This window comes from Kitasatospora sp. NPDC042419 (assembly GCF_056437345.1).
Map to the genome: position 1 here is coordinate 60,898 of NZ_JBWKAW010000010.1, position 24,317 is coordinate 85,214.

The 24,317-nt window shown below is 74.2% G+C and carries 24 protein-coding genes and 1 pseudogene; 12 read left to right on the forward strand and 13 right to left on the reverse strand.

Annotated elements, in window-relative coordinates; translation table 11 throughout:
* The first annotated feature begins 32 nt into the window (after nucleotides 1–32).
* The gene (locus AC067J_RS20405; protein WP_478301411.1) at nucleotides 33–383 is read left to right on the forward strand and encodes a hypothetical protein; all 351 of its coding nucleotides are present in this window, start codon (nucleotides 33–35) and stop codon (nucleotides 381–383) included.
* A gap of 135 nt (nucleotides 384–518) precedes the next feature.
* On the opposite strand, the gene AC067J_RS20410 is transcribed toward AC067J_RS20405, so the two are convergent.
* The 3 genes from AC067J_RS20410 to AC067J_RS20420 form a co-directional block, all read right to left on the reverse strand.
* Nucleotides 519–881: a hypothetical protein gene (locus AC067J_RS20410; RefSeq protein WP_478301097.1), complete on the reverse strand. Its 363-nt coding sequence runs from the start codon at nucleotides 879–881 to the stop codon at nucleotides 519–521.
* A gap of 343 nt (nucleotides 882–1,224) precedes the next feature.
* Nucleotides 1,225–1,842 carry a hypothetical protein gene (locus tag AC067J_RS20415; RefSeq protein WP_478301099.1) on the reverse strand — a complete coding sequence of 206 codons (618 nt, stop codon included), beginning with the start codon at nucleotides 1,840–1,842 and terminating at the stop codon, nucleotides 1,225–1,227.
* 95 nt (nucleotides 1,843–1,937) lie between these two features.
* The gene (locus tag AC067J_RS20420) at nucleotides 1,938–2,174 is read right to left on the reverse strand and encodes a hypothetical protein (protein ID WP_478301100.1); all 237 of its coding nucleotides are present in this window, start codon (nucleotides 2,172–2,174) and stop codon (nucleotides 1,938–1,940) included.
* Between the two features lie 271 nt (nucleotides 2,175–2,445).
* On the opposite strand from AC067J_RS20420, the gene AC067J_RS20425 reads away from it, so the two are divergent.
* The gene (locus AC067J_RS20425; protein WP_478301102.1) at nucleotides 2,446–3,339 is read left to right on the forward strand and encodes a hypothetical protein; all 894 of its coding nucleotides are present in this window, start codon (nucleotides 2,446–2,448) and stop codon (nucleotides 3,337–3,339) included.
* Nucleotides 3,340–3,407: 68 nt separating this feature from the next.
* Here AC067J_RS20425 and AC067J_RS20430 read toward each other — a convergent pair whose 3' ends face one another.
* Entirely contained in the window at nucleotides 3,408–4,757 is a 1,350-nt protein-coding gene (locus tag AC067J_RS20430) for an MFS transporter (protein WP_478301104.1), read from the reverse strand.
* Entirely contained in the window at nucleotides 4,754–5,503 is a 750-nt protein-coding gene (locus AC067J_RS20435; RefSeq protein ID WP_478301106.1) for a TetR/AcrR family transcriptional regulator, read from the reverse strand. The genes AC067J_RS20430 and AC067J_RS20435 overlap by 4 nt, the downstream gene beginning before the upstream one ends.
* 73 nt (nucleotides 5,504–5,576) lie before the next feature.
* Here AC067J_RS20435 and AC067J_RS20440 point away from each other — a divergent pair, with 73 nt between their 5' ends.
* Complete coding sequence (locus tag AC067J_RS20440) at nucleotides 5,577–5,816, forward strand: hypothetical protein (protein ID WP_478301107.1); 240 nt, start codon at nucleotides 5,577–5,579, stop codon at nucleotides 5,814–5,816.
* A 96-nt stretch (nucleotides 5,817–5,912) separates the two neighbouring features.
* Here AC067J_RS20440 and AC067J_RS20445 read toward each other — a convergent pair whose 3' ends face one another.
* From AC067J_RS20445 to AC067J_RS20455, 3 genes are all read right to left on the reverse strand, one after another.
* Nucleotides 5,913–7,262: a cation:proton antiporter gene (locus AC067J_RS20445; protein WP_478301109.1), complete on the reverse strand. Its 1,350-nt coding sequence runs from the start codon at nucleotides 7,260–7,262 to the stop codon at nucleotides 5,913–5,915.
* Between the two features lie 4 nt (nucleotides 7,263–7,266).
* Nucleotides 7,267–7,752 carry a cation:proton antiporter regulatory subunit gene (locus AC067J_RS20450; protein ID WP_478301110.1) on the reverse strand — a complete coding sequence of 162 codons (486 nt, stop codon included), beginning with the start codon at nucleotides 7,750–7,752 and terminating at the stop codon, nucleotides 7,267–7,269.
* 249 nt (nucleotides 7,753–8,001) lie between these two features.
* Nucleotides 8,002–8,178, reverse strand: a complete 177-nt coding sequence (locus AC067J_RS20455; RefSeq protein WP_478301112.1) for an antitoxin — start codon at nucleotides 8,176–8,178, stop codon at nucleotides 8,002–8,004.
* Nucleotides 8,179–8,407: 229 nt separating this feature from the next.
* Here AC067J_RS20455 and AC067J_RS20460 point away from each other — a divergent pair, with 229 nt between their 5' ends.
* On the forward strand, nucleotides 8,408–9,913 hold the full coding sequence (locus tag AC067J_RS20460) for a M28 family peptidase (protein ID WP_478301413.1): 1,506 nt from the start codon (nucleotides 8,408–8,410) through the stop codon (nucleotides 9,911–9,913).
* Nucleotides 9,914–10,138: 225 nt separating this feature from the next.
* Complete coding sequence (lpdA, locus tag AC067J_RS20465; protein ID WP_478301113.1) at nucleotides 10,139–11,551, forward strand: dihydrolipoyl dehydrogenase; 1,413 nt, start codon at nucleotides 10,139–10,141, stop codon at nucleotides 11,549–11,551.
* Between the two features lie 215 nt (nucleotides 11,552–11,766).
* On the opposite strand, the gene AC067J_RS20470 is transcribed toward lpdA, so the two are convergent.
* A complete protein-coding gene (locus AC067J_RS20470) occupies nucleotides 11,767–13,908 on the reverse strand; it encodes a HelD family protein (protein ID WP_478301114.1) in 2,142 nt (713 codons plus the stop codon).
* A gap of 289 nt (nucleotides 13,909–14,197) precedes the next feature.
* Here AC067J_RS20470 and AC067J_RS20475 point away from each other — a divergent pair, with 289 nt between their 5' ends.
* Both AC067J_RS20475 and thrS read left to right on the forward strand, forming a co-directional pair.
* Nucleotides 14,198–14,920 carry a leucine-rich repeat domain-containing protein gene (locus AC067J_RS20475; protein ID WP_478301116.1) on the forward strand — a complete coding sequence of 241 codons (723 nt, stop codon included), beginning with the start codon at nucleotides 14,198–14,200 and terminating at the stop codon, nucleotides 14,918–14,920.
* A gap of 273 nt (nucleotides 14,921–15,193) precedes the next feature.
* Nucleotides 15,194–16,588, forward strand: coding sequence for a threonine--tRNA ligase (thrS, locus tag AC067J_RS20480; RefSeq protein WP_478301117.1), 1,395 nt, complete (start codon nucleotides 15,194–15,196; stop codon nucleotides 16,586–16,588).
* A gap of 103 nt (nucleotides 16,589–16,691) precedes the next feature.
* Here the strand turns inward: thrS and AC067J_RS20485 are convergent, their stop codons facing one another.
* Complete coding sequence (locus tag AC067J_RS20485; RefSeq protein WP_478301119.1) at nucleotides 16,692–17,159, reverse strand: VOC family protein; 468 nt, start codon at nucleotides 17,157–17,159, stop codon at nucleotides 16,692–16,694.
* A 111-nt stretch (nucleotides 17,160–17,270) separates the two neighbouring features.
* Between AC067J_RS20485 and AC067J_RS20490 the strand changes: the two genes are divergently transcribed.
* Nucleotides 17,271–17,744: a MarR family winged helix-turn-helix transcriptional regulator gene (locus tag AC067J_RS20490; RefSeq protein ID WP_478301121.1), complete on the forward strand. Its 474-nt coding sequence runs from the start codon at nucleotides 17,271–17,273 to the stop codon at nucleotides 17,742–17,744.
* A 14-nt stretch (nucleotides 17,745–17,758) separates the two neighbouring features.
* On the opposite strand, the gene AC067J_RS20495 is transcribed toward AC067J_RS20490, so the two are convergent.
* Nucleotides 17,759–18,376: a C40 family peptidase gene (locus AC067J_RS20495; protein WP_478301123.1), complete on the reverse strand. Its 618-nt coding sequence runs from the start codon at nucleotides 18,374–18,376 to the stop codon at nucleotides 17,759–17,761.
* Nucleotides 18,377–18,576: 200 nt separating this feature from the next.
* Between AC067J_RS20495 and AC067J_RS20500 the strand changes: the two genes are divergently transcribed.
* The 4 genes and pseudogenes from AC067J_RS20500 (at nucleotide 18,577) to AC067J_RS20515 (ending at nucleotide 22,278) form a co-directional block, all read left to right on the forward strand.
* Nucleotides 18,577–18,981: a RidA family protein gene (locus tag AC067J_RS20500; RefSeq protein ID WP_478301414.1), complete on the forward strand. Its 405-nt coding sequence runs from the start codon at nucleotides 18,577–18,579 to the stop codon at nucleotides 18,979–18,981.
* Between the two features lie 241 nt (nucleotides 18,982–19,222).
* On the forward strand, nucleotides 19,223–19,915 hold the full coding sequence (locus AC067J_RS20505) for a ScbR family autoregulator-binding transcription factor (protein WP_478301124.1): 693 nt from the start codon (nucleotides 19,223–19,225) through the stop codon (nucleotides 19,913–19,915).
* A 71-nt stretch (nucleotides 19,916–19,986) separates the two neighbouring features.
* Nucleotides 19,987–21,204: pseudogene (locus AC067J_RS20510) on the forward strand (amidase); the annotation flags it as partial.
* A gap of 213 nt (nucleotides 21,205–21,417) precedes the next feature.
* Nucleotides 21,418–22,278 (forward strand): GNAT family N-acetyltransferase, encoded by an 861-nt coding sequence (locus AC067J_RS20515; protein ID WP_478301125.1) that lies wholly within the window; start codon nucleotides 21,418–21,420, stop codon nucleotides 22,276–22,278.
* A gap of 136 nt (nucleotides 22,279–22,414) precedes the next feature.
* Here the strand turns inward: AC067J_RS20515 and AC067J_RS20520 are convergent, their stop codons facing one another.
* A complete protein-coding gene (locus AC067J_RS20520; protein WP_478301127.1) occupies nucleotides 22,415–23,068 on the reverse strand; it encodes a maleylpyruvate isomerase N-terminal domain-containing protein in 654 nt (217 codons plus the stop codon).
* Between the two features lie 88 nt (nucleotides 23,069–23,156).
* Nucleotides 23,157–24,209, reverse strand: coding sequence for a TIGR03617 family F420-dependent LLM class oxidoreductase (locus tag AC067J_RS20525; RefSeq protein WP_478301128.1), 1,053 nt, complete (start codon nucleotides 24,207–24,209; stop codon nucleotides 23,157–23,159).
* Nucleotides 24,210–24,317: the final 108 nt, after the last annotated feature.

Genomic DNA, 24,317 nt, shown 5'->3' on the forward strand with positions numbered 1-24,317 from the left:
CCGGCACGGTGGGGCTGATCGTCTTGGAGGGCATGCCTTCCGTTCTCGTTCTCGGGTTCGACCCCCACGCGGTACCTGGTATGGACGGGGACGCCGTGCGCGCGCTCCTGGACGAGGAACTGGTCCGGTTCGGCGAGCACGCCATCGACGCTCGGATGGCGCTGATCGCACCGGACGCGTCGGCCGAGTCCACGGTGGTCGCGGCACTTTCCGAACAGGACTGGGACGTCGTCGTCATCGGAGGCGGGATCCGCAAGCCCGAACCTCTTGTGACGTTCTTCGAACAGGTCGTGAACCTGGTCAGGCGGCATGCACCAGGAGCCGCCATCGCGTTCAACACCGGCGTCGGCGACAGCGTCGAAGCCGCCAAGCGGTGGTTGTGACGGCAGCCCTCGGACGGAACCGCTCAGGGCGCCCGCGAGTGACGGACGACCCGGCCACAGGGGCGGACCCGGCCGGGGTGGCGGGTCGGAGGCTGCCGACAGCGCATTCACGCCGGACCGGCGGGCGGCCCTTCCTCATGCCTTCGTCATGAGGAATCCGCGCGTTGCGAGGAGCCAGAGGTCCCTTCCCTCATTGGTGGCGGTGAGCCAGACCGAGCAGCCCTCCCCTCCGTCCTTCCGGGCTGCCGTCACATAGACGCCCGGACCGGCGTCGTCGAGGAACGACTTCTCCCAGGTCCCCTCCAAGGCGACCGGTCGCGCCGGGTCGGCCGCCGTGCTGTCGCACACGAAGGCCGGCACCTGGGCGACCCCGATCCTCCCGTCGGGAAGGAACTCGAAGGTCGCCGTTCCGCCGCTCCACCGGCCGACGGGGTCGGCCATCTCCGGGTAGGCAGGAGGGCGAAGCACCATCCATGCGACCAGGGAGCCGACGAACACGGCCAAGGCTCCGCAGAGCACACCCGACCAGCTGAGGCGCCGATTTCTCACATCACTCCCCACCCCGGAGGGACCGGACGGGACCGGCCGTCCGGTCCGCCGCCGGTGCCGACCAACGAGGGTCTCCCCGCGGGCGCGGGGGACACTGCCGATCGCGACGACAATAGCGGTGCGGCGGCTGCCGATTCCGACGGGTTCGCGCTGCGCGGTCCGTCCCCGGCCGCCGAAGTCGAAGGTGTGATGTCGGTCGGGCAGGTGTGCTCACGGGGTGTTCCGGTCCCGGCTGCGACTCGGACCACGCCGGCCGCGTCGAACCCGACGCCTGCGCAATGCCTCCGACGGGTCACCATCGTCGGTCGTGGATCGCCCGCAGCCACGACTCCCTGACGGCGGGCATCCGCGCGAGCGTGTACCGGAACGCCTCCCCGGACGGCTGGAACGGGTACCACGGGTGCGGCGGCAGCGGATCGTCCCGCTCCACACCCGCCGGCAGCCCGCCGACCACCGGCAGCCGGGTCCGGTGCGGCGGGAAGGCGAGCTCGGCCCAGAGCGCGGCGTCCATCGGTACCGGCACCGCCCCGGCGCGCGGCTGCCACAGGTCTCCGGTCTGCGGATGGACCGGCACCAGCACCAGGTCGGCGGCCGGCTCGCCGAACCCCGGTCCCGCGAGGTCCAGCCGCTTCGCACCGGCCCCGGTGGGCAGCAGCTCGCCCAGTGCCCGGCCGAGGAGATCGGCGACCGGCCCGGGCGCCACCTCGACCGGCGCACTCCCGGCGGCCGCCACCACGTGGGCGAGAGCCACGCCCGCCGGGATGTCCCGGTACTCGCTCAGCCGGTGCCACAGCGCACCGGTGGCCAACAGCTCCGCCCAGTCCATGACCGGCCGCTCCGGCGGGCCGGGCAGTCGTACCACCGCCTGCGGGACGAGCCGGACGACCTGCCAGCACCCGCAGTCGTCCACCCTCGTTCCGACCGGCAGGTCGCAGCCCAGACATGCGAGGTTCGGCCCGTCCCTCCCGTCGATCCCCATGCAGTAGCCGGCGGCCCGTTCGAGGATCAGACCGGTGCCGCGCAGGTCGCCGGGCGCGAGGAGGACGCTGTCCGACGCCCGTCGGACAGCGCGCCGAACGGCACGAACTGCCCCCGCCGCGCCGCCTCACTCGCCCCGACCTCGTCCCACGGCCGCCACGGCGGCCCGTACGGTGCGGGGTCGACGGCGTAGGACCCGGCCTCCAGCAGTGGCGGGTGCAGTTCCTCCCAGTGGGTGTCGGCGAGGTGGATCGGCAACGCCACCTCCGACACCGCCGCCGTCAGAACCGCACCGCAGCCCGCACACCCGAACACCGCCAGACCGTCCCCTCCCGTCGTCGAAGCCCCTGCATCCCACCAAGCAGGCGGACCGGGGAGCAAAGGGTTTTCCTGTCGGGTTCAGTAGTCTGTGTGAGCTGTTTTCGGAGCTTGCGTCGCTTCGGTCGCTGTTCTTCCGTGCCGAGGGCTCTGACCTGCGGATACGCGGCAGCGACTCGGCGCCGGGCAGCGATCGACCGTGGGGAGGGCCGGAGTGGTGGCAGCGAAGGCCGCGGGGAGCGGCCGAGTCGAAGGCGCGCCCCCGGACGCGCGGTCCTCGGGCGCCGTGCACCGCGAGGGCGAGGAGTCGAGCGCCGCCGTCGACGTGCGGGACGACGCGACGGCGGGAGACCCGACGGCCCGGCTTGTCGCCGGGACCGCTGAACGGCTGATCCGGCTCTGGGCCTCTCGCAGCGAGCTCCACCACCCGGGCTGGGGCCGCCCGTTCCGGCCGCTCGGCGAGCTGCTGCCGGAACAGGACGCCGAGTTCGCCGTGCACAACCCCCAGATGGTGCCGCTGCTCTGGTACCCGGCGCTGCGCCACGGCACCCGCAGGCGGCCGGTGATCGACGTGTTCGACCACCTCCCCGCCGAGTTCGGGCCGCCGCTGCCGCGACGGCAGGAACTCTCCCGCATCTACAGCTGGGCGCTGGCCTCCCGCACCGCGCTGGACTGGATCGCCGGCTGCCTGGACGGGCGCGGCCTCCTGGAGGTCGGCGCGGGCAGCGGCTACTGGGCGTGGCTGCTGCGCGCGCAGGGCGTGGACGTGCTGGCCACCGACGCGGAGTCCCGCACCGAGCACAACGGCTGGACCGATCGCTTCCGGTACACCGAGGTCAGCCCGGCGCGGGCCGCCGAGGCCGCCGCCGCCCACCCCGACCGGGTGCTGGCGCTGCTCTGGCCCCCGCACCGCGACCCGATGGCGGCCGACACGCTGCGCGCCTACCGCGGCCCCGGCGTCCTCTACTTCGGAGACCGCCCGGGCGGCCTCTGCGCCGACGAGTCCTTCTTCGGCGAGCTGGCGGCCCGCTGGCGCCCGCTCTCCCACTGCCCGCTGACGTTGCGCTGGCTCGGCAACCGCGACGAGGCCGTCTTCTTCGTCCGCCGCTGAACGTCCGCACAGCCGCGCCGGCCGCACAGCCGCGCCGGCTGCGCCGCCGGGGTACGGGCGCCCCGGCTTCAGGCGGCCCGGCCGTGCGGGAGGCGGGTGGCGAGCAGGGCGCCCGCGGCCGCGGTGGCCGCCAGGGCCCAGAGAGCCGGGCCGAGGGCGGTGGCCAGCGGGTGACCGGCGGTCAGGGTGGCTGCCGCGGCCACGCCGACGGCGGGTCCGACGTTCATCGCGGTCTGCTGCAGACCGCCCGCCACGCCGGCGTCGGCCATCGAGGCGTCCCGGACGATCGCCGCCGTGGCGGTGACCATCACCGTTCCGAACCCGGCGCCCAGCAGCAGGAACGCGCCGCCGATGGCGAGGGCACCGGTGGTCGGCCCGAACCCGGCGGCGCCGAGGACGCCGGCCACGATCGCCGACATCCCCGCGACGACCGTGCGGCGCGGTCCGTGACGGCGGGCCAGCACGGCGGAGGCGGGCGCGGCCACCACCATCGCCACGGCCAGCGGCAGTGACCGCACGGCGCTGGCGAGCGGGTCGAGGGAGAGCACGTCCTGGAGGAAGTAGGTGCCGAGGAAGATCGTGCCGAAGAGCGCCGCCGAGGCGGTCAGCAGCACACCGAGCGCCGCCGTCACCGTGGACGAGCCGAGCACGGCCGGTGGCAGCAGCGGGCGCGCGGTGCCCCGCTCGTGCCGGAGGAGGACGAGGCCCAGCGCGGCGGCCCCCGCCAGGCCGAGCCAGGTCACGGCCGTCCAGCCGCGGTCGGGGACGCCGGTGAGGGCGAGGACCAGGCAGGACAGTGCGCCGCCGAGCAGCGCGGCGCCCGGCAGGTCCAGCCCGGCGGTGCGGTCGCCGGGCGGCTGGGGGAGCCGGACGAGCAGGGCGGCCGCACCCGCCGCGACGGCGGGTGCGACGGTGAGGAAGAAGACGGACCGCCAGCCGAAGTGGGTGGTCAGCGCACCGCCGACGACCGGGCCGGCGGCCGCCGCCAGGCCGATCGCGCTGGTGCGCAGCGCGATCGGCGTGCCCAGCCGGTCGGCGGGGTAGGCGGCCCGCAGCAGGCCGAGGGTGGCGGGCTGGAGGAGTGCGCCCGCCACGCCCTGGGCCACCCGGAGGGCGATCACCCAGCCGATCCCGGGGGCCAGTCCGATCGCGGCGGAACTGGCGGCGAAGCCGAGGACGCCGACGGCGAAGACCCGCTGGTGCCCGTAGCGGTCGCCGAGCCGCCCGGCGAACACCAGCAGGCTGGCCACCGTGATGAGGTACGCGGTGCTGGTCCACTGCACGGCGGCGAGGGAGGCGTCCAGGTCGCGCTGGAGGCTGGGCTGGGCGACGGTGAGCACCGTCCCGTCGAGGGCGACGACGGCGGCGCCGGTGACGCTGCCGGCCAGGGTGAGGCGCTGCCGCGCGGTCGGGGTCACCGGGGCTCCGGGCCGAGGTGGGCGTCGAGGACGGCGCGCAGCAGCGGGTCGACGGTGTCGCCGCCGGTGACGAGTCCGAGGCTGCCCCAGGCGCGGAGCTGGGCGAGGCCGTGCAGGTTGGCCCAGAACGCCGCGGCGACGGTGACGGGGTCGAGCGCGGCGTCGTGCGTGGTGCCGAGCGTGGCGTCGTGCGTGGTGTCGGTCGCAGGTTCGTGCGCGGGGTCCTGCGCGGGGTCCTGGGTGGAGTCCTGCGCGGGGTCCTGGGTGGTGTCGTTCGGGACGGACGGAGCCGGGACCGCGGCGCCCGCCGGGCGGACCTCGGCGACGAGGCGGACGAGGGTCTCGAAGAGCGGCAGCGTGGTCGCCCGCAGGTCCGAGCCGCTGCCTTCGAGGACGTCGTGGCGGAACATCAGCTCGAACATGCCGGGCTGGGCGGCCGCGAAGTCGAGGTAGCCGCGGGCGAGCCGGCCGAGCCGGACCCGCGCCGCGGCGGGGCTGGCGACCGTGGCGGGGTCCGGTCCGAGAAGGTCGAGCGAGGAGGCCAGGTCGTCGAAGCCGCGCCGGGCGATGGCCGCGAGCAGCTCGACGTGGGTGCTGAAGTAGCGGCGCGGGGCGCCGTGCGAGACGCCGGCCTGGCGGGCGATCTCGCGCAGGGTGAGCGCGTGCACGCCCTCGTGGGTCACCAGCTGGACGCCGGCCGCCACCAGGCGGGCGCGCAGGCCGGTGTTGGGGTCCTGATCGGTCATGGACACTGTCTACCAAGATCGAGTAGACATTGTCTACTCGCGGCCCGGGTGAAGCGGCGGGCAGAATCGGCGCATGGACGAAGGCGGCGAGTCGGCCTGCTGGCTGGACCGGGTGTGCGAGGAGTGCGGGCGGCTGCGCGAGCGGCCCGGCGCGGGGCCCTGTGAGCACTGCGGGGCCGGAGTCGGCTCCGCAGACGGCATCGGCCCCCCGGACGGCGCCGGCCCCGCGGACGGCACCGAGGAGGACGTCGGCCCGGAGGCCGGCCCGGCAAGCGGCCCGGCGACCAGGGCGGAGGCCGGGGCGCGTCCCTGACCTGCCGGAGCGAGCCCCGGGCGGACGGAAGAGGCCCCGGGGCGGGTCACCGTCGGTGACCCGCCCCGGGGCCGGAGGCGGAGCGGGGCGGCTGCGTCAGCGCGCCAGTCCGTCGAGCGTGTGGCCGGACTCGGCCGCCCCGGGCTCCGGGGAGGCCGGCGGCGGTTCGGGCACGGTCTGCGCGGTGCCCGGGGTCGTCGGCCCGCCGTCGGCGGCAGGCGCCTCCGCCTGCCCGGGGACCGGTGCCGGTCCCGCCGCGGTCACGCGTGCCGGCACCCATCGCCGCCGTCCCAGCACCAAGCCGAGCCGCTCCACGGCCGGCTGGGTGTACCGGGCGGCCAGCGGTCCGGTGACCACCAGGATCAGCACGTACGCGGTGGCCAGCGGCCCGAGCCCGGGCTCGATGCCGGCGGTCACGGCCAGGCCGGCGATGACGATGGAGAACTCTCCGCGCGACACCAGCGCCCCGCCGGCCCGCCACCGTCCGCGCGTGGCGATCCCCGCGCGCCGGGCGGCCCAGTAGCCGGTCGCGACCTTGGTCAGCGCGGTGACGACGGCCAGCAGCAGGGCCGGCAGCAGCACCGGCGGGATGCTGGTCGGATCGGTGCTGAGGCCGAAGAAGACGAAGAACACCGCGGCGAAGAGGTCCCGCAGCGGGCTGAGCAGGGTGTGCGCGCCCTCGGCGGCCTCGCCGGACAGGGCGATGCCGACCAGGAACGCGCCGACCGCCGCCGACACCTGGAGCTGCTGGGCGATGCCCGCCACCAGCAGGGTCAGCCCGAGCACCACCAGCAGCAGCTTCTCCGGGTCGTCGTGCGAGACGAAGCGGGAGATCAGCCGCCCGTAGCGGAGCGCGACGAAGAGCACCGCGCCGGCCGTGGCGAGGGCGATGGCCAGCGTGATCGAGCCCGCGAGCAGGCCGGCCCCGGCCAGCAGGGCGGTCAGGATCGGCAGGTAGACCGCCATCGCCAGGTCCTCCAGCACCAGGATGCTGAGGATGACCGGGGTCTCCCGGTTGCCGAGCCGCCCCAGGTCGCCGAGCACCTTGGCGATGACTCCCGAGGACGATATCCAGGTCACTCCGGCCAGCACCACCGCCGCCACCGGTCCCCAGCCGAGCAGGAGGGCGGCCGCCGCCCCGGGTGTCGCGTTGAACAGGAAGTCCACCGCGCCGGCCGGGTACTGGGCCTTGAGGTTGGTCACCAGGTCGGCGGCGGTGTACTCCAGGCCGAGCATCAGCAGCAGCAGGACGACGCCGATCTCGGCGCCGGTGGCCACGAACTCCTCACTGGCGCTCAGCGGCAGCAGTCCGCCCGTGCCGAACGCCAGCCCGCCGAGCAGGTAGAGCGGGATGGGGGAGAACCCGTAGCGCCCGGCGACCCGCCCGAGCAGGCCGAGGACCAGGATGACCGAGCCGAGCTCGATGAAGACGGTGGCGGTGTGCATCCGATCACCCCCTGTCCAGGATCGCGGCCGCAGCGTCGACGCCCTCGCGGGTGCCGATGACGATCAGGATGTCGCCGCCGGCCAGCCGGAAGTCGGGCGCGGGGGAGGGCACGGCGCCGGTGCGGCGCAGCACGGCGACGATGGAGGCGCCGGTCTCGGTGCGCATCCGGGTCTCGCCGAGCACCCGCCCGTTCCAGTACGAGGCGCCGTCGACCGGGAGCCGCTCGGCGACCAGGCCGAGGTCGGTGGTGTGCAGCAGGCCCGGGCTGTGGTGAGCGGGCGTCAGGGCGTCGACCAGGGCGGCGGACTCCTCGGCGGTGAGCCGGAACGCCTGGGCGCAGGCGTCCGGGTCGTCCGAACGGTAGACGTTGAGACTGCGCGCGCCGTCCCGGTGGGCGATCACGGACAGGTGCCGTTGTTCTCGGGTGGTGAGGTCGTACTGGACGCCGACACCGGGCAGCGGGGTGGTCCGGACACGGGGGATCGACACGGCGGCTGTCCTCTCGTCAAAGGTGCTCCACGGGCGCGCGAGACGCAGGCGCGCCGGAGCACGGGGGGACGCCGGCGCCTGACCGCGTGTGACACACGCGAACGCGCAACCGGATCAATAGTAATGAGTATGTAAAGTCCGAAAATGACACCCCGGTTCGAGGGGCCGAAAACGACCCCTCGAACCGGGGGAGGACGGCCGGCCGGGAACGGCCCGCCGGTGCGGAGAAAGGGCTGCCGGGACGGCCGCCTACTGGGGAGGCTGGTCGCGCAGCTGGTCCTTCAGCTTCTCCTGGCCCGTGTCGACATGGCCGCTGTACTTGCCCTGCGTCCGTTCGTCGACCATGTCACCGCCCTTGTCGACGGCCTTCTCGGCCTGGCTCTCGTGGCCTTTCAGCATCTGCTTGAGCTTGTCCATCATGGACATGTGGTCACACTCCTGGATGAGACGGCCCCACTCACTCCAGCATCGCCGTGCACCGGAGTGTCCGCATCCGGTCAGCTTGCGCGCCGGGGTTGGCAAGGCGTCGCCGAACATGTCAAATCGGGAGTCCCACGGACCGTCGGAAGGACTCGCCTTGAACGCTCGGACCGGTCGCCCGGCCGCTGCACCCCTCCCCCGCGCCGCCACCACCCGCCGCACGGCGGGTGCCGCGCTGGCCGTGGCGGCACTGGTGACCCCGCTGCTCCTGGTCGGCACCGGCAGCGCCGCCGCCGACTCGGACCCCGCCCGCAAGGGGGCCAAGCTGGCCGCCCGGCTGGTGGCCGACAGCAGCGCCGACGAGGCCTTCGAAACCCTGGAGGCGCTCCAGCGGATCGCCGACCGCAACGGCGGCAACCGGGTGGCGGGCTCGCGCGGCCACGACCAGTCGGCCTCCTACATCTACGAGCAGGCCCGCAGGGCCGGGCTGAAGGTGTCGAAGCAGGAGTTCGTCTACACGTTCTTCCAGGCGCTCTCCGAGCGGCTCGCCGTGGTCTCCCCGCAGGGCGCGGACGTGCCCGTGAAGGCCATGACGTACTCGGTCGGCGGCCCGGCGGGCGGCCTGACCGCCCCGGTGGCGGTCGTCCCCGTGGAGGCCACGACCGGCTGCGAGGCGGCCGACTACGCGGCCGGCGCGTTCACCGGCAAGCTCGCCCTGATCAAGCGCGGCGGCTGCAGCTTCGCGGTCAAGCAGGCCGCCGCGGCCGACGCCGGCGCCATCGGCGCGATCATCTACAACAACATCGACGGCGACCTCAACGGCACCCTCGTCGACCCGGAGGCGGGCCGGATCCCGACCGGCGGCGTCAGCAAGGCGGCCGGCGAGGCCCTCGCCGCCACGGCCGCGGCCGGTCCGCTGACCGTCACCCTGGACATCCGCACGTTCATGGAGAAGCGCAAGACCTGGAACGTCTTCGCGGAGACCCGCGGCGGCGACGAGAACAACACCGTCGTCATCGGCTCCCACCTCGACTCCGTGGTGGCCGGCCCCGGCATCAACGACAACGGCTCCGGCTCGGCGGGCATCCTGGAGGTCGCCAAGAACCTCGGCACCCGGCCCGTCCAGAACAAGGTCAAGTTCGCCTGGTGGTCCGCCGAGGAGTTCGGCCTCAAGGGCTCCGAGGCCTACGTGAAGTCGCTGTCCGAGGCCGAGAAGCAGAAGATCAAGCTCTACCTGAACTTCGACATGATCGCCTCGCCCAACTCGGTGCAGTTCGTCTACGACGGCGACGACTCCGACCACGTCGGCTCGGGGCCCGGCCCGGAAGGCTCCGCGCAGCTGGAGCGCCACATCACCGCCTTCCTCGACGACTGGGACGTCCCGCACGAGGGCACGGACTTCACCGGCCGCTCCGACTACGGTCCGTTCATCGAGGCGGGCATCCCGGCCGGCGGCACCGACACGGGCGCCGAGGTGGTCAAGTCCGCCGCCCAGGCCGCCCGCTACGGCGGCACCGCCGGGGTCGCCTTCGACAAGTGCTACCACCAGGCCTGCGACGACATCGAGAACCTCGACCTCGCCGCCTTCGACGTCAACATCGCCGTCATCGCCGACTCCGTCGGCACCTACGCGTGGGACCTCTCCTCGCTCCACGCGCCCGTCCCGCCCCAGAACACCGAGGGCCAGGCGGGCAGCGGCGGCGGCCTCCACGAGGGACACACCCACGAGGTCGACGCCTGAGCGTGCCCCAGCGGCCGTAGCGTCCGCCCGCACGCTTCCGCCGGCCCCGGACCGGCCCCCCTCCGCACCTGGACCGGCCCCCCCGCACGTGGACGGGGCCGGTCCGGCCGTGGGCGGACCGGCCGCGGGCCCGCCGGGGCGGGGCCCGATGGGTGCGCCGCCCCGGCGCCTGACACCATGGCACCGAGATCACGTCACCGTGACACCCTCGGAGGAGTCAGCACCATGAGCAGCACGCACTACGACGTCGTCGTCCTCGGCGCGGGCCCCGGCGGCTACACCGCGGCCGTCCGCGCGACCCAGCTCGGCCTGAAGACCGCCGTCATCGAGTCGAAGTACTGGGGTGGCGTCTGCCTGAACGTCGGCTGCATCCCCTCCAAGGCGCTGCTGCGCAACGCCGAGCTCGCGCACATCGTCACCAAGGAGGCCAAGACCTTCGGCATCAGGATCGAGGGCCAGGTCACCTTCGACTACAGCGAGGCCTTCAAGCGCAGCCGCAGCGTCGCCGACGGCCGCGTCAAGGGCGTCCACTACCTGATGAAGAAGAACGGCATCACCGAGTACGACGGCCGGGGCACCTTCGTCGACGACCGCACCCTGCAGGTCGCGCTCAACGGCGGCGGCTTCGAGCTCGTCACCTTCGACCACTGCATCATCGCCGCCGGCGCCTCCACCCGGCTGCTCCCCGGCACCAGCCTCAGCGACCGCGTGGTCACCTACGAGGAGCAGATCCTCACCGAGGACCTGCCCGGCAGCATCATCATCGCCGGCGCGGGCGCGATCGGCGTCGAGTTCGCCTACGTGCTCAACAACTACGGCGTGAAGGTCACCATCGTCGAGTTCCTCGACCGGATGGTGCCGCTGGAGGACGCCGAGGTCTCCGCCGAGCTCGCCAAGCAGTACCGCAAGCTCGGCATCGAGGTGCTCACCTCCACCCGCGTCGACTCGATCGACGACAAGGACCCGGCGGCCAAGGTCCGGGTCACCGTCACCACCAAGGACGGGCAGCAGAAGGTCCTGGAGGCTGACAAGGTGCTCCAGGCGATCGGCTTCGCGCCGCGCGTCAACGGCTACGGCCTGGAGAACACCGGCGTCAAGCTCACCGAGCGCGGCGCGATCGCCGTCGACGGCCGCGGCCGGACCAACGTCGAGCACATCTTCGCCATCGGCGACGTCACCGCCAAGCTGATGCTGGCCCACGCCGCCGAGTCGATGGCCGTCATCGCGGCCGAGACCATCGCCGACGCGGAGACCATGGAGCTGGACTTCGCGATGATCCCGCGCGCCACCTACTGCCAGCCGCAGATCGCCAGCTTCGGCTACACCGAGGCGCAGGCCCGCGAGCTCGGCTACGACGTCAAGGTCGCGAAGTTCCCGTTCACCGCCAACGGCAAGGCGCACGGCCTCGGTCACCCGATCGGCTTCGTCAAGGTCATCAGCGACGGCAAGCACGGCGAGCTGCTCGGCGCCCACCTGATCGGGCCCGAGGTCACCGAGCTGCTGCCGGAGCTGACCCTGGCCCAGCAGTGGGACCTCACCGTGCACGAGGTGGCCCGCAACGTCCACGCCCACCCGACCCTGGGCGAGGCGGTCAAGGAGGCGATCCACGGGCTGGCCGGGCACATGATCAACATGTGATCCCGGGTCCGGACCGGAGCCCGCCCGCCGACTGCCTCCCGCCCTCGTCGGGGGCCCCGCCGAGCCCCGTCCCGGAACCCCGTCCCGGAACCCCGTCCCGGAACCCCGTCCCGGAACTTCCGGACGGGGGCACGCGCGGGGCCCGGAGCGGCATCCGGGGCCCCGGCACCCCGGCATCCGGGGCCCGGCCGCCCCGGATGCCGACCGCCCGGGCGTCAGACCGCGCCGCCCCCGGCCCCGGCGGCTCCGCCACCGACACCGGCACCGGTCGTGACCGTGGTGAGGCGCTTGGTCGCCCGGGTGAGCGCGACGTAGAGGTCCCGCTCCCCGCCCGGGCGGGCCCCGGTGATCTCCTCGGGATCGACGACCACGACGCCGTCGAACTCCAGCCCCCGCGCCTGGGAGGCCGGCACCAGCTGCACCCGGCCGGGCAGGACGGCGGCCAGCTCCGTGACCCGGGCGTCCGCGCAGACCACACCGACCAGGTCCCCCGGGTGCTCCCTCAGCTGGGCCTCCACCTCCCCGGCCACCGCGGCGGCGAGCCCCCCGACCGCCGCGGCGACGGTGCGCGGAACCTCGCCGTGGCGGATCGACCGGCTCGGCTGCTGGCCCGGCGCGATCCTGGCGAGCAGATCACGGGTCGTGGCCAGGATCTCCTCGGTGGTGCGGTAACTGACGGTCAGGGTGTTCAGGACGAACCGCGCACCGAGCTGCGGGGCCAGCGCCTCCTCCCAGTCGCGCGCGGTCGTCGCCGGACCCGCCTGCGCGAAGTCGCCGACCAGCGTCATCGACCGCGCCGGACACCGCCGGTCCACCATCCGCCACTGCATGGCGGTGAACTCCTGGGCCTCGTCGACCACCACATGGCCGTACACGCGCTGCGGCGGCCCGTCGAGCAGGCAGGCCGCCTCGTCCAGCAGCGGCACGTCGGCGGCCGTCCACGGAGCGCCCTGCTCCCGCGCCAGGAGGGACCGCTCCCCGTCGGTGAGCTGCGGCAGGTGGCGGGCCGTCAGATCGGGTCGGCCCAGCAGCTCCCCGACGAGCTCCTCCGCCCGCAGACGCGGCCACAGCGCCTCCACCGCCCGCTCCACGCCGAGGTCGTCCAGCAGGGCGGCCCGGACCGCGTCCGCGTCGAAGGTGTCGGTCGCGTCGTACGACGGCGCACCGTCCAGGCCGAGGTGGCGCAGGTCCGCCGCCGCGGTCCGGTCGAGGTCGATGCCCGTGAGCTGGGCGACCTGGGCGTCGATGAGCTCCAGCACTGCCTCGGTACCCCGCTCCAGCGCGTCCGTGGCGGCGTCGACCAACTGCTCCTTGAAGACCTGCCGGGCCTGGTTGTGACCGAGGCCGCTGCGCACGGCCGCGTCCCGGGCCCCGGCGACCTCCTCCTCCGACAACTCCACCCACTCCTGGCCCGAACGCACGGTGAAGCCGCCCTCCGGCGCCTGCCGGGAGCGCACCAGCTCCGCCAGCGCGTCGGCCAGCGCCGCACCGCCCTTCAACCGCGCCACCTCAGCCCCGTCGGCGGCCACCGCCCCGTCCACGGACGTCGGCGCGACACCGGCCAGGTCGGCACAGGTGGCCAGCACGACGTCGTTCTCCCCGAGCGAGGGCAGCACCTGCGAGATGTAGTCGAGGAACCGCGCGTTCGGCCCGAGCACCAGCACACCGCGCTCGGCGGCCTTCGGGAACGCGTACAGCACGTAGGCGGCCCGGTGCAGCGCGACGACCGTCTTCCCGGTACCGGGGCCGCCCTGGACCACCGTCACCCCCCGGTGCGCCGAGCGGACGATCGCGTCCTGCTCGACCTGGAGGGTGGCGACCGCGGCGCCCATCCGGCCCGTGCGCCGCGCCTGCAGCGCCTCGGTCAGCGGACTGTCGCCGACCACGTCCTCCTCGGTGGGCGAGGAGCCGTCCAGCAGTTCGTCGCTCACCCCGACGACCGTACGGTCGGCCGTCCGCAGGTGACGGCGACGCCGCAGGCCCATCGGATGGACCGCCGTCGCCTCGTAGAAGGGCCGCGCGGCGTCCGCCCGCCAGTCCACCAGGACCGGCAGGTCGGCGTCGTCCACGTGCAGCCCGATCCGGCCGATCCGCAGGGCGAAGCCGTCCCCGGCGTCGATCCGGCCGAAGACCAGCCCTTCCCCCGCACCCTCCAGACGACGCACCTCGCCCGCCAACCGCCCGGCGGTGAGCTCCCGCTCGTGCACCTCGCCCGCGCTGCCGGGCACCTCCGCGAGCACCTGCGCCAACTGCTCCCGCGCATCGGCGAGGCGTTCGTCGAGCAGCCCGTACACGGCGGACACCTCGGCTCGCTCGGCTTCCACCACACGCACGGCGCTGTCACTGACCTGCGACAAGACAGGTCCTCCTCTCGGTCCGGCGCACCACTATGCGGGGGATCTCCTTCGAAAGTAAGCCTTGATTTTCTTGGATTCCTGAGTCCTCAAGGCTCAGGGTGGAGCTGGCCCTCGGAAGGACGGGTCCCAAGTGGCGCTGCCGGACTGACGGTCCGTCGCCCGCGACGCCGGGCCGCCGCCGAGAAGTTCGCCACCCCCGCCACGCCCACCCGGTGGCCCACCGGGGTACCCCGGTGAACAGCCGCACCCCGGTGAAGGACCGCACCCCCGCGCACAGGAGAATGGCCAGGTGACCGACACCACTCTCAACCTCTGGCGGCAGCACCTCGGTACCGTCCCCGAGGAGGTCTGGGACCGCACCGACCTGACGGTCCTGATCCTGGCCGAGACCGGCATCGCCGAACTCCCGCCCGCCATCGGCCGACTGACCCGGCTGCGCACCCTCGACCTCGGCCACAACCGGCTCACGGCGGTGCCCGAGGAGATCGGCGACCTCGCGGGCCTCAGGGACTTCCTCTACCTGCACGACAACGCGCTCACCACCCTCCCGGCGGCACTCGGCCGACTCGCCGACCTGCGCTACCTCAACGTCGGCGAGAACCGGATCGACCGGCTCCCGGACGCCATCGGCGACCTGGCCGGCCTGGTCGAGCTCCGTGCCCAGCACAACCGGCTCACCTCCCTGCCCGGATCGCTCGGCGCCCTCCGCGGACTGCGTGAACTCTGGCTCCGCGGAAACGCGCTGACGACCCTGCCGGCGTCCTTCGGCGGCCTCGGCGAACTGCGTGAACTCGATCTGCGGGAGAACGCCCTCACCGTCGTCCCGGCGGCGCTGGCCGGTCTCCCGCTGCTGCGCCGGCTCGACCTGCGCGCCAACCTGCTCACCGAACTGCCGGACTGGCTGGCCGAACTGCCCGACCTGGAGAAGCTCGACCTGCGGTGGAACGACCTCGCGCCCGCGCCCCGGCTGTTCGCCGCCCTGGCCGAGCGCGGGTGCGTGGTCCTGCGGTGAGGTCCACTGCGGGGCGGGGCGGTTGGGGGCGGGGCGGTTCGGGGTGGTGCGGTTCGGGGTGGTGCGGTTCGGGGCGCCGGGCGGAAACCCCTTCGCCGGTGTGCGGGCCCCCTGCTACCGTGGGAGGCATGAAGCGCGCTGCTGCCGTCCTCACGACGACGCCGGAGAGAGTCCCGGCGCGCTGACTGCTGACCTAGTCCGAAGCCCCGGGGCGAGTGCCCCGGGGCTTCGTCGTGCCGGTCCACTCGCCCGCAGACCCGAGTGGAGACCGCCATGAACCGCCCTGCCGTGAATCAGCCCGCCGTGAACCGCACCGGCATGAACCGCCGCGCCGTGCTCGCCGACCCCGCGCACAGTGACCTCCTGGACGGCGATCGGAGGGACGGAGACCTCCTGGACGGGGACCGACCGGTCGGCGACGGTGCCGCCGACCACCGCCGGCTGGGCCGCGAGCTCGGCCTCTTCGGCACCGACCCGCTGATCGGGGCCGGGCTGCCGTACTGGCTGCCCGACGGCGCCGAGATCCGGCACACCCTGGAGGAGTTCATCCGCGGCCGGGAACGGCGCGCCGGGTACCGCCACGTCTACTCGCCGGTGCTCGGCAAACGCGAGCTCTACGAGATCTCCGGCCACTGGCAGCACTACCGCGACGACATGTTCCCGCCGATGGACCTCGGCGCCGAACAGGTCGTGCTGCGGCCCAGCCTCTGTCCGCACCATGCGCTGATCTACCGTTCCCGGGCCCGGAGCTACCGTGAACTGCCCCTGAGGATCGCCGAGTTGGGCGGGATGTACCGATCCGAGCCGTCCGGGGTGCTGGGCGGGCTGACCAGGGTGCGGGCGATCCAGCTGAACGACGCGCACGTCTTCTGCACCCCCGAGCAGGCGGGTGACGAGGCGGTCGCCGCACTGGAGCTGATCGGTGACGCGCACCGGGCGCTCGGGATCCGGCCGGTCCGCTACCGCCTGTCGCTGCCGGGAGCGGGCGGCAAGTACGTGGCAGACCCTGCGCTCTGGGAGCGGGCCACCGCGCTGCTGACCGAGGTGCTGGAGCGCTCGGGCGTGCCGTTCGAGGCGGTGGAGGGCGAGGCCGCGTTCTACGGTCCGAAGATCGACATCCAGATCGCCGACGCCGCCGGGCGCGAATCCACCCTCTCCACCGTGCAGATCGACTTCCACCAGCCGGAGCGGTTCGGACTCCGGTACATCGGCCCGGACGGGGGCAGGCACCGCCCGGTGATGGTCCACCGCAGCGTGATCGGCAGCGTCGAGCGGGTCGTCGCCCACCTGATCGAGCTGTACGGCGGCGCCTTCCCCGCCTGGCTGGCCCCGACCCAGCTCGTCCTGCTGCCGCTCTCGGAGGCAGAGCGGGCGCGGGCCGGGCAGCTCCGCGAGCAGTGCCTGGACCTGGGGCTGCGGGCCGAGGTCGCCGGGCCGGACCGGGGGAGTCTGGGCGCCCGGATCCGCGAGGCCCGGCTGGTCCCGTACCAGGCGGTCATCGGGAGCCGGGAGGCCGCGGACGACTCGGTCGCCCTGCGACTGCGGGACGGGCGCCGGCTCGATCCGCTTCCCGCCGCGGAGGCCCTGGCCCGGATCGGTGCACATGTGCGTGCGTGCTCTCCCGAGCTCTGGGACGAGCCGGCTGCGGACCGGGTGGCGGGCGGCTGAGGGCGCCGCCGGGCGGCCGACACCGCGTCGGCCGCCCGGCGGCGCGTCGGCGGGTGCGGTGAGGGGGACGCGGTGAGCGGGAGGGGACCCGGTGGCCGGGGCGTCAGTACGACTGGAGTTCGATCAGCCGGCCCTCCGGGTCGCGCAGGTGGGCGGTGCGCAGGCCCGGACCCCATTCCGGACGGTCGGCGGGGCCGGCGGCGAGCGTTCCGCCGTGATCCAGGCAGAGGGCGAGCGCCTCCGCCACATCGTCGACCCGGAGGACCAGCATCGCGCCGTCCGGAGCGCCGTCCGATGCGCCGTCCGGAGCGCCGTCCGCCGTGGCGGGCGAGCCGGTGGGCGACCCGGCGGGCAGGGCGGCGGGCAGGGCGGGGGCGCCCAGTGCACCCGTCAGCCGGGTCCGGTCGAGCAGTGCGAGCAGGGCCTGCTCGGCGAGGTCCCAGTTGGCGTACGGGCCCTCCGGGGTGCCCTTGACCAGGGTGGCGCCGGTCAGCGGCGGCAGGACGGCGCGGTAGAAGCCGAAGCAGGCGGGGAAGTCGGTGACGAGCAGGCGGTTGTACAGGGCGTCCACGGCTGGGCTCGCTCTCTCCTGGCGGGGTCGCGTACGGGACGGCGGTCGATAGTGGACCACGGGGAATGATGGGTCGCCACCCACTATAGGGCCGAACCTTAGGATGTTCCCATGGCATTCGAACAGTCCGGGCCCGCAGTCCCTCCGGCCACCCCGCCGATGCTGCTGGACCTGAGCACCTACCTGCTCTCCCGCACCGGCAAGGTGGCCCGCGGGCGGCTGGCCGAGCGCCTCGCCCGGCGCGGTCTGCGGCTCTGGGACATGGCGGTGCTCGCCGCGCTGGCCGACTTCGGGGCGCACTCCCAGCGGGACCTGGTCCGGCGGCTGAAGGTGGACGCGAGCGACATGGCCAAGGTCGCCGACCAACTGGCCTCCGCCGGCCACGTGGAGCGAGCCCGTGACGCCGCCGACCGCCGGAGGGTCCTGGTCACCATCACCGAGCGCGGCCGGGGGCTGCTGGCGGAACTGCACGCCGAGGCGCTGGCCGTCCAGGAGGAGGTGCTCGCGCCGCTGGACGCCGAGGAGCGCCGGGTGCTCCACGGCCTGCTAGGCCGTGTCCACGACGGACTGCCGGGCTCTCCCTGACGGCCGGCCGGGCGTCAGCCGAGCGGCAGCGGGCGGCGGCCGCCGGCGAACTCGCCGGCCCAGCGCGGCAGGTCGAGGACGCCCTCCACACGGGCGACCAGCGTGCCGGTGCGCTCGGCGTGGATCATCGCGCCGTCCCCCGTCCAGAGGCCGACGTGGTGCAGGGGCGCGTCAGGGCGGGAGAAGAACAGCAGGTCGCCGGGGAGCAGGTCGGCCCGCGCCACCGGGGCGGACCGGTGGTACTGCGCGACGGTGTAGTGCCCCAGCTCCACCGCACCGCCGCTCGCCCGGTACCAGCAGTACAGCGTCAGTCCGCTGCAGTCGAAACCGACGGTGGTCTCGCCCAGGCACCGGCCGTCGAGGTAGCCGTTCTCCTCGTCGCAGAAGCCGAGCCCGGCGCCCAGCCGGTCGCCGCCGCCCCAGGCGTACGGCACGCCGATCTGCGAGGCCGCCACGGTGGCCACCTGGCGGCCCAGGGCTTGCTCCGGGGAGTCGGCGCGGGCGGGAGCGGACCGGGCGGCGGTGGCGGCGGACGCCGTCCCGGCGCCCAGGGCGGGGGCGACGCCGACCCCCAGGGCCAGCTCCAGGATCCGGCGGCGGCCCAACTCCTGGTCGGGTGGCGGAAGCAGCACGGGAACTCCTCGGTCGTCGGCGGGTCACCAGGATCCCGGCCGCAGTCCGCGACCCGCCATCACCCGGAACGGTGAATTCGCCGGAGTCCGGCCCGCCGCGGTCCGGGTCGACGCCGTAAAGCGTTTGACGGTCCGTCGGCGGCGCGCCAACGATGGGCGCTGAACCGCCCACCGTCACCTCGACCACCTCGGAGAACCACATGACCGGCGCCGTCAAGCTGATCCGCAACCACCGGCTCACCCAGGCCGTGGACTACGCGTACGCGGCCGCGGTCGACGCGCCGGTCCGCTCGCTCTGGCTGGCCGGTGCCTGTCCGCTCGACGCCGAGGGCCGCACCGTGGCGGTGGGCGACTACGCGGGGCAGGCCCACCAGGTGATGCGGAACCTGATAACCGTCCTGGAGGACGAGGGTGCGGCGCTGACCGATCTGGTCCGCACCACGGTCTACGTCGCCTCGGCCCGGCAGAGTGACTTGGTGACGGCATGGGAGGTCTACCGGGAGTACCTCGGTGACCACGACGTGCCGAGCACCCTGGTCGGGGTGAGCGTCCTCGGCTACGACGACCAGCTCGTCGAGGTCGAGGCGGTGGCCGTGCTGGGCTGACGGGTGCGGGCTGCCCCGGCCGCACGACGGCGGCCGGGGGCCGTCCACCCCGCGAGGAGTTCACCGCACGGCCGACTGGGGGAGGTCTCTCCGTTCATACCAGACCGCATGGTCGGTATTCTCTGACGCTGAGTGCACAGCTGCCGCTGCCCGCCGTAATGCCGGCGCGCCTGGTGGCAGATCGGCGCTGGGTAAGATACGGGCTGTTTGGTTTTGTTTCGGCGGGGCGGGGGTGGTCGTGGTGGTGCGACAGGAGCGGGCGCTGCGGACGCGGCGGCTGATTCTGCAGGCTGCGGCCTCGGTGTTCGACGAGTTCGGGTACGAGGGGGCGACCATCGGAGAGGTGGTGGCCCGCGCGGGTGTGACCAGGGGCGCCGTCTACTTCCACTTCGCGTCGAAACGGGAGCTGGCCCAGGGCGTCATAGAGGAGCAGTACGCCAGCGAGGCCGTGCCCGAGCGGGCGTGCAAGCTCCAGGAGTTCGTGGACACCGGGATGGTCGTCACGCATCTGATCCCGACCGATCCGATGCTCAGCGCCGGCGTGCGGCTCTCGGTGGACCAGGGGGCGGACGGCAGCCTGGGCGTCGACGCCGCCCCGGGCTGGATCGCCCGGCTGGAGCGGCTGCTGGTGGCCGCGGGGGAGCGGGGCGAGCTGCTGCCGCACGTCGTGCCGGCCGACACCGCCGCGCTGATGACGGCGTCCTGGGTGGGGGTGCAGCTCCAGTCGCAGCGGTTCACGGGTCGCGCCGACCTCGCCATGAGGGTCTCCGTCCTGTACCGGCACCTGATGCCGAGCGTCGCCGTCCCGGGCGTGCTGGCCTGCCTCGACCTGGCGCCGGACCGGGGCGCACGGGTGGTCGCGGAGATGGCGGCCGCAGCCGGCCTCGAATCCGCAGAACAAGACACGGTGTCCGGTTTTCGGGTGGAGCCCTGAGCGAACCACCCGACTCCGGAGAGTGACCACTGTTCCGCTCCGTCGGACCTTGGCCCGGTGTCACCGGGCGGAGGTCGACGGCGGTCACCCAGGTCCTCGCGGAGCGCGCCCGGGAGGCCGCCGGGCGGACGGACCGGCGGCGGGCCGCGGGCGAGGAGCTGGGACCGCTCGCGGGCGTGCCGTTCACGGTGAAGGAGTCCACGGCCGTCGAGGGCGTACCGACCACGTTCGGCACCCCGCGCTTCCGCGAGCTGGTCGCACAGGCGGACGCGCCCCCGGTGGCCCGGCTGCGCGCGGCCGGGGCGATCCCGATCGGGCACAGCAACATGCCCACCCTGATCCTGGCCGGGATGCACACGCGCAGCGAGCTGTTCGGGGACACGGTCAACCCCTGGGACCGCGGCCGGACCCCTGGCGGAACGAGCGGGGGTGACGCGGTGGCCGTCGCCACGGGCATGGCCGCGCTCGGGCTCGGCAACGACTCCGGCGGATCGGTGCGCGTTCCGGCCCAGTTCTGCGGTGTGGCCGGGCTGAAGCCGACCGTCGGCCGCTTCGCCGCCGACCACCGGATCCTCGGCTCCGACGACCCCGGCCCTGCGTCCCAACTGCTCGTCACCGATGGCCCGTTCGCCCGGAGCGTGGGAGACCTGCGGCTGGCGTACGAGGTGTTGGCCGGCGCCGACCCGCGGGCCGTGCCGGTGCCCGCGTACGGCGAGCCCCTCCCCGGGCCGGTGACGGTCGCGGTCGTGGCGGACCCCGGCGGGCGCGGCGTCCACCCCACGGTGCGCGCGGCCGTCGCGACCGCGGCCGACGCGCTGCGGGACGCCGGGTACGACGTGCGCGAGGTGTCGGACGTACCGCGGCTGGACGAAGCGCTCGACGCCTACGGCCGGATCGCCGTGACCGAGTTCGCCCCGACCTGGCCGGTGGTGCGCAAGCTGCTGGGCGAGGGCGGTGACCGCTACATCGGGATGATGATGGAGCGGACCCCGCCCGCGAGCGCGGACGAGTTCATGAAGCTCATGGGCGTCTGGATGAACATCCGCCGCTCCTGGGCCGGGTGGGACCGCGTCGGGTCGGGAATGCGCCTGTGCACCGTGACCAGCTTCGTGGGCGTGCCCGGGGTGGCCGTGCCGACCGGGATTGCCGACGGGCTGCCGTCCGGAGTGCAGATCGTCGGCCGCGCGTTCCGCGAGGACCTGCGCCTGGCGGCGGCCGAGGCGATCGAGGACCGGCTCGGAGTCCTCACGCCGGTCGACCCGGTCGACCGGCCGGGGCGTCCGGGGTGATCTGGCCGTTCGGGCTGATCGGGGTGATCGGGTTGATCGAACCCCCGGGCCGCCCCTGACCTGGGCGGTCGGTCTTCGACGGCACGAACCGCCGTCCGCCGGCCCTCGACGGCGACCTGTCGGGGTCCGGTGGCACGGGACCACCGCCCCGCGTGACCCGGGGACCCTAAATCCGCTTGTCACCGGGGCTCCGCAGTGATGGGGTGTGCCGCTATGGATCATGAAGAACTTCTCACCCTGGTGGACGAACGCATGCGGCGCGGGGCGCGCCCCGAATCGCCGGCGGCGCGGGTCGAGCACATCGGCGGCGTGGTGCGGCAGAGTGGCCCGGACAGCGTCTGGAACGGCGTGCTCTGGTCGGACCTGAGCGCAAGCGCCGACGCAAGCGCCGGCACCGACGCCGACCGTGCCATCGCCGAACAGATCGCGTACTTCACCGCACTCGGCCAGGACTTCGAGTGGACGCTGTACGGCCACGACCGCCCGGCCGACCTCGGCGACCGGCTGCTCGCCGCCGGATTCACACCGGACGAGCCCGAGACGCTGATGGTCGCGAGGGTCGCCGACCTGCTGGCCGACCAGGCCGGGGCGGGTACGGCGGCCCGATCGGGTGCGGCCTCCGGACCGGTGGGCCCGGGGGACACCGGGATCACGCTGCGCGAGATCACCGACGAGGCCGGGGTGGACGAGGTCGTGGCCGTCCACGAGCAGGCCTTCGGCACGGACGGCTCGCGGCTGCGCCGCCGTATCCTCGCCCACCTCGCCGAATCCCCGGACACCCTGCGGATCCACCTGGCACTCGTCGAGGTGGACGGGCGCGAGGTGCCGGTGAGCGCGGCGCGGATGGAGCTCCACCCCGGGACGGGGTTCGCCGGCCTGTGGGGCGGCGGCACCGTCGAGGCGTGGCGCGGCCGGGGCGTCTATCGTGCGCTGGTCGCGCACCGGGCCCGGCTGGCGGACGAACTCGGCTACGAGTACCTGCGGGTGGACGCCTCGTCGCAGAGCCGCCCGATCCTGGAGCGCCTGGGCTTCGCGGCCCTGACCACGACGACGCCGTACCACTACGGCGGCTGACACCGGCCGACGCCCGGACCGGCCACCGCCGCCAGGACCACCCACCGCCGCCCGCACCGGACCGGCACACCGGCACACCGGCACACCGGTCGGTGACCGGCGCCTTGACGGCTCAGTGGCCCAGCGGGTCAGCGGCTCAGCGGATGACCGGCAGCACAGCAGCGCGGGTCCGCCCCGCCGCGGCCTCGATGAACTCCACCGGATCGGCGACCTCGGCCAGCAGCGCGCGGGTGGCGTGCAGCGCGCTGTCCGGCGGCGGCGGACCGCCGACCGCCGCGGTGAGGTCGAGCAGGTGGACGGTCGCCTCCATCACCGCGACCTCGGCGAGCGCGCTCAGGGTGACCGTGCCGAGCAACGGGTGGGCGATCACGGTCGCCGGCGCCAGGTCCGCGATCGCGGCCAGCGCGTCAGGGCCCTCGGTGGCGAACCGGGCCACCAGGGCCTCGGCACCGACCGTCGCCGCCAGCGCCCGGGCGTCGTCGGCGACGAGGTCGGCGGCCGTGTGCGCCACGCCGTCGGGGCGGTTGTACGCGCGCAGGACGGCGGAGCCGCGCGCGACCGCCGCCGGCCGGTCGACCACGGCCTCCCGCATCCGGGTGAACAGCCCGGCGGTCGGCGCCACATGGGCGTACAGGTCGCGCACCGACCAGCCGGGCAGCCGGGTGCTCCGCTCCCACTGTTCGGCGTCCAGCCCCGACCCCCGCTCGGCCCACGTCGCCCACAGCTCGGCCAACAGCACCCGGTCCGGGTCGTTCCGATGCTCCGTCGGGTGTTCCGCCCGGTGCCCCATCGCCCCGCTCCTCCCGCCTCGCCGTACGGATCCACGCCCACCGTAACGGAGCGTGCGGCGTGGGCAGGAGGGTGCCGTGCGGCGGGTCTCAGCCCAGCGCGCGGACGGCGTCCAGTACGTCGAGGCCCAGCTCCGGAGCGGCGTCCTCCGGCAGGCTGACCGAGATCCGGGTGGCCAGGCCCGCGTACCGCCGGTGGATCTCGCGCGCGACGTGCCCGACCTCACCGGCGACGGCGAAGGTGTCGAAGACCCGGTCGTCGATCAGTGCCGCCATCTCCTGCCACCGCCCGCGCAGCGACATCCGGTGCAGTTCCTCGTGCAGTTCCTCCCAGCCGTGCCGGGCCATGACCGGGCGGTAGGCGGGCGTCGAGGCGTAGAACGCGAGCCGTTCGCGCACGCCGGCCAGGTTGGCCCGCAGCTCCTCCTCGGTGCGGCCGGTCGCGGTGAGGACGCTGCCGACGATCTCGAACGGCCGGTCGGTCCAGGTCGCGCCCTCGGCCTCGGCGCGGCCGCGTTCCTCGGCGAGGGCGGGCAGCACCTGCCCGGCGAGGTAGTCGACCGAGGTGAACGGATGGCTGAGGAAGCCGTCCGCGACCGCCCCGGCGGTGCGGACCATCAGCGGTCCGACGCCGGCCAGCAGGATCCGGGGCACCCCGGCCGGGACCGGGTCGGGGGAGAACACCGGGGTCATCACGGTGTGCTGGTAGAAGTCGCCGCAGAAGCGCAGCCGTTCACAGGTCTGCCAGCTGTGCCAGATCGCCCGCACCGCGTGGACGTACTCGCGCATCCGCGCGGCGGGCCGGTCCCACGGCATGCCGAAGCGCTTCTCGATGTGCGGCTTGACCTGGGATCCGAGGCCGATGACGGCCCGTCCGCCGGAGGCCGCGTGCAGGCCCCAGGCCTGGTAGGCGAGGGTCATCGGCGTCCGGGCGAGCGCGACGGCGACGCCGGTGGCCAGTTCGATGGTGCTGGTGCGGTCGGCCGCGCGGGCCAGCTGGAGGAACGGGTCGTAGGCGGTCTCGGAGACCACCAGCCGGTCCATGCCCCGCCGTTCGGCCTGCTCGGCGGCGTCGAGGATGCCTGCCGGGTGCCCGGAGGCGGTGGCGTCGAGTCGGAAGGCGGCGGCCTGCGGGCGGTCCATGGTGTCGGCTCCTGGTCGGACGGGGCGGTCTGCCCCGGTAGCCTCCCACGCCGCACCGTGCGGCGTGCTGCCTGGGCGCCGACCGGCCGGGCCGCTATGGTCGGGCCG

Bases quoted from the DNA above. Each gene is read 5' to 3' on its own strand.
- AC067J_RS20455 (WP_478301112.1), bottom strand. From the start codon at position 8,178: ATGTCCATGATGGACAAGCTCAAGCAGATGCTGAAAGGCCACGAGAGC.
- thrS (WP_478301117.1), top strand. From the start codon at position 15,194: ATGAACCGCCCTGCCGTGAATCAGCCCGCCGTGAACCGCACCGGCATG.
- AC067J_RS20440 (WP_478301107.1), top strand. From the start codon at position 5,577: ATGGACGAAGGCGGCGAGTCGGCCTGCTGGCTGGACCGGGTGTGCGAG.
- AC067J_RS20525 (WP_478301128.1), bottom strand. From the start codon at position 24,209: ATGGACCGCCCGCAGGCCGCCGCCTTCCGACTCGACGCCACCGCCTCC.
- AC067J_RS20435 (WP_478301106.1), bottom strand. From the start codon at position 5,503: ATGACCGATCAGGACCCCAACACCGGCCTGCGCGCCCGCCTGGTGGCG.
- AC067J_RS20520 (WP_478301127.1), bottom strand. From the start codon at position 23,068: ATGGGGCACCGGGCGGAACACCCGACGGAGCATCGGAACGACCCGGAC.
- AC067J_RS20515 (WP_478301125.1), top strand. From the start codon at position 21,418: ATGGATCATGAAGAACTTCTCACCCTGGTGGACGAACGCATGCGGCGC.
- AC067J_RS20490 (WP_478301121.1), top strand. From the start codon at position 17,271: ATGGCATTCGAACAGTCCGGGCCCGCAGTCCCTCCGGCCACCCCGCCG.
- AC067J_RS20445 (WP_478301109.1), bottom strand. From the start codon at position 7,262: ATGCACACCGCCACCGTCTTCATCGAGCTCGGCTCGGTCATCCTGGTC.
- AC067J_RS20405 (WP_478301411.1), top strand. From the start codon at position 33: ATGCCTTCCGTTCTCGTTCTCGGGTTCGACCCCCACGCGGTACCTGGT.
- AC067J_RS20500 (WP_478301414.1), top strand. From the start codon at position 18,577: ATGACCGGCGCCGTCAAGCTGATCCGCAACCACCGGCTCACCCAGGCC.
- lpdA (WP_478301113.1), top strand. From the start codon at position 10,139: ATGAGCAGCACGCACTACGACGTCGTCGTCCTCGGCGCGGGCCCCGGC.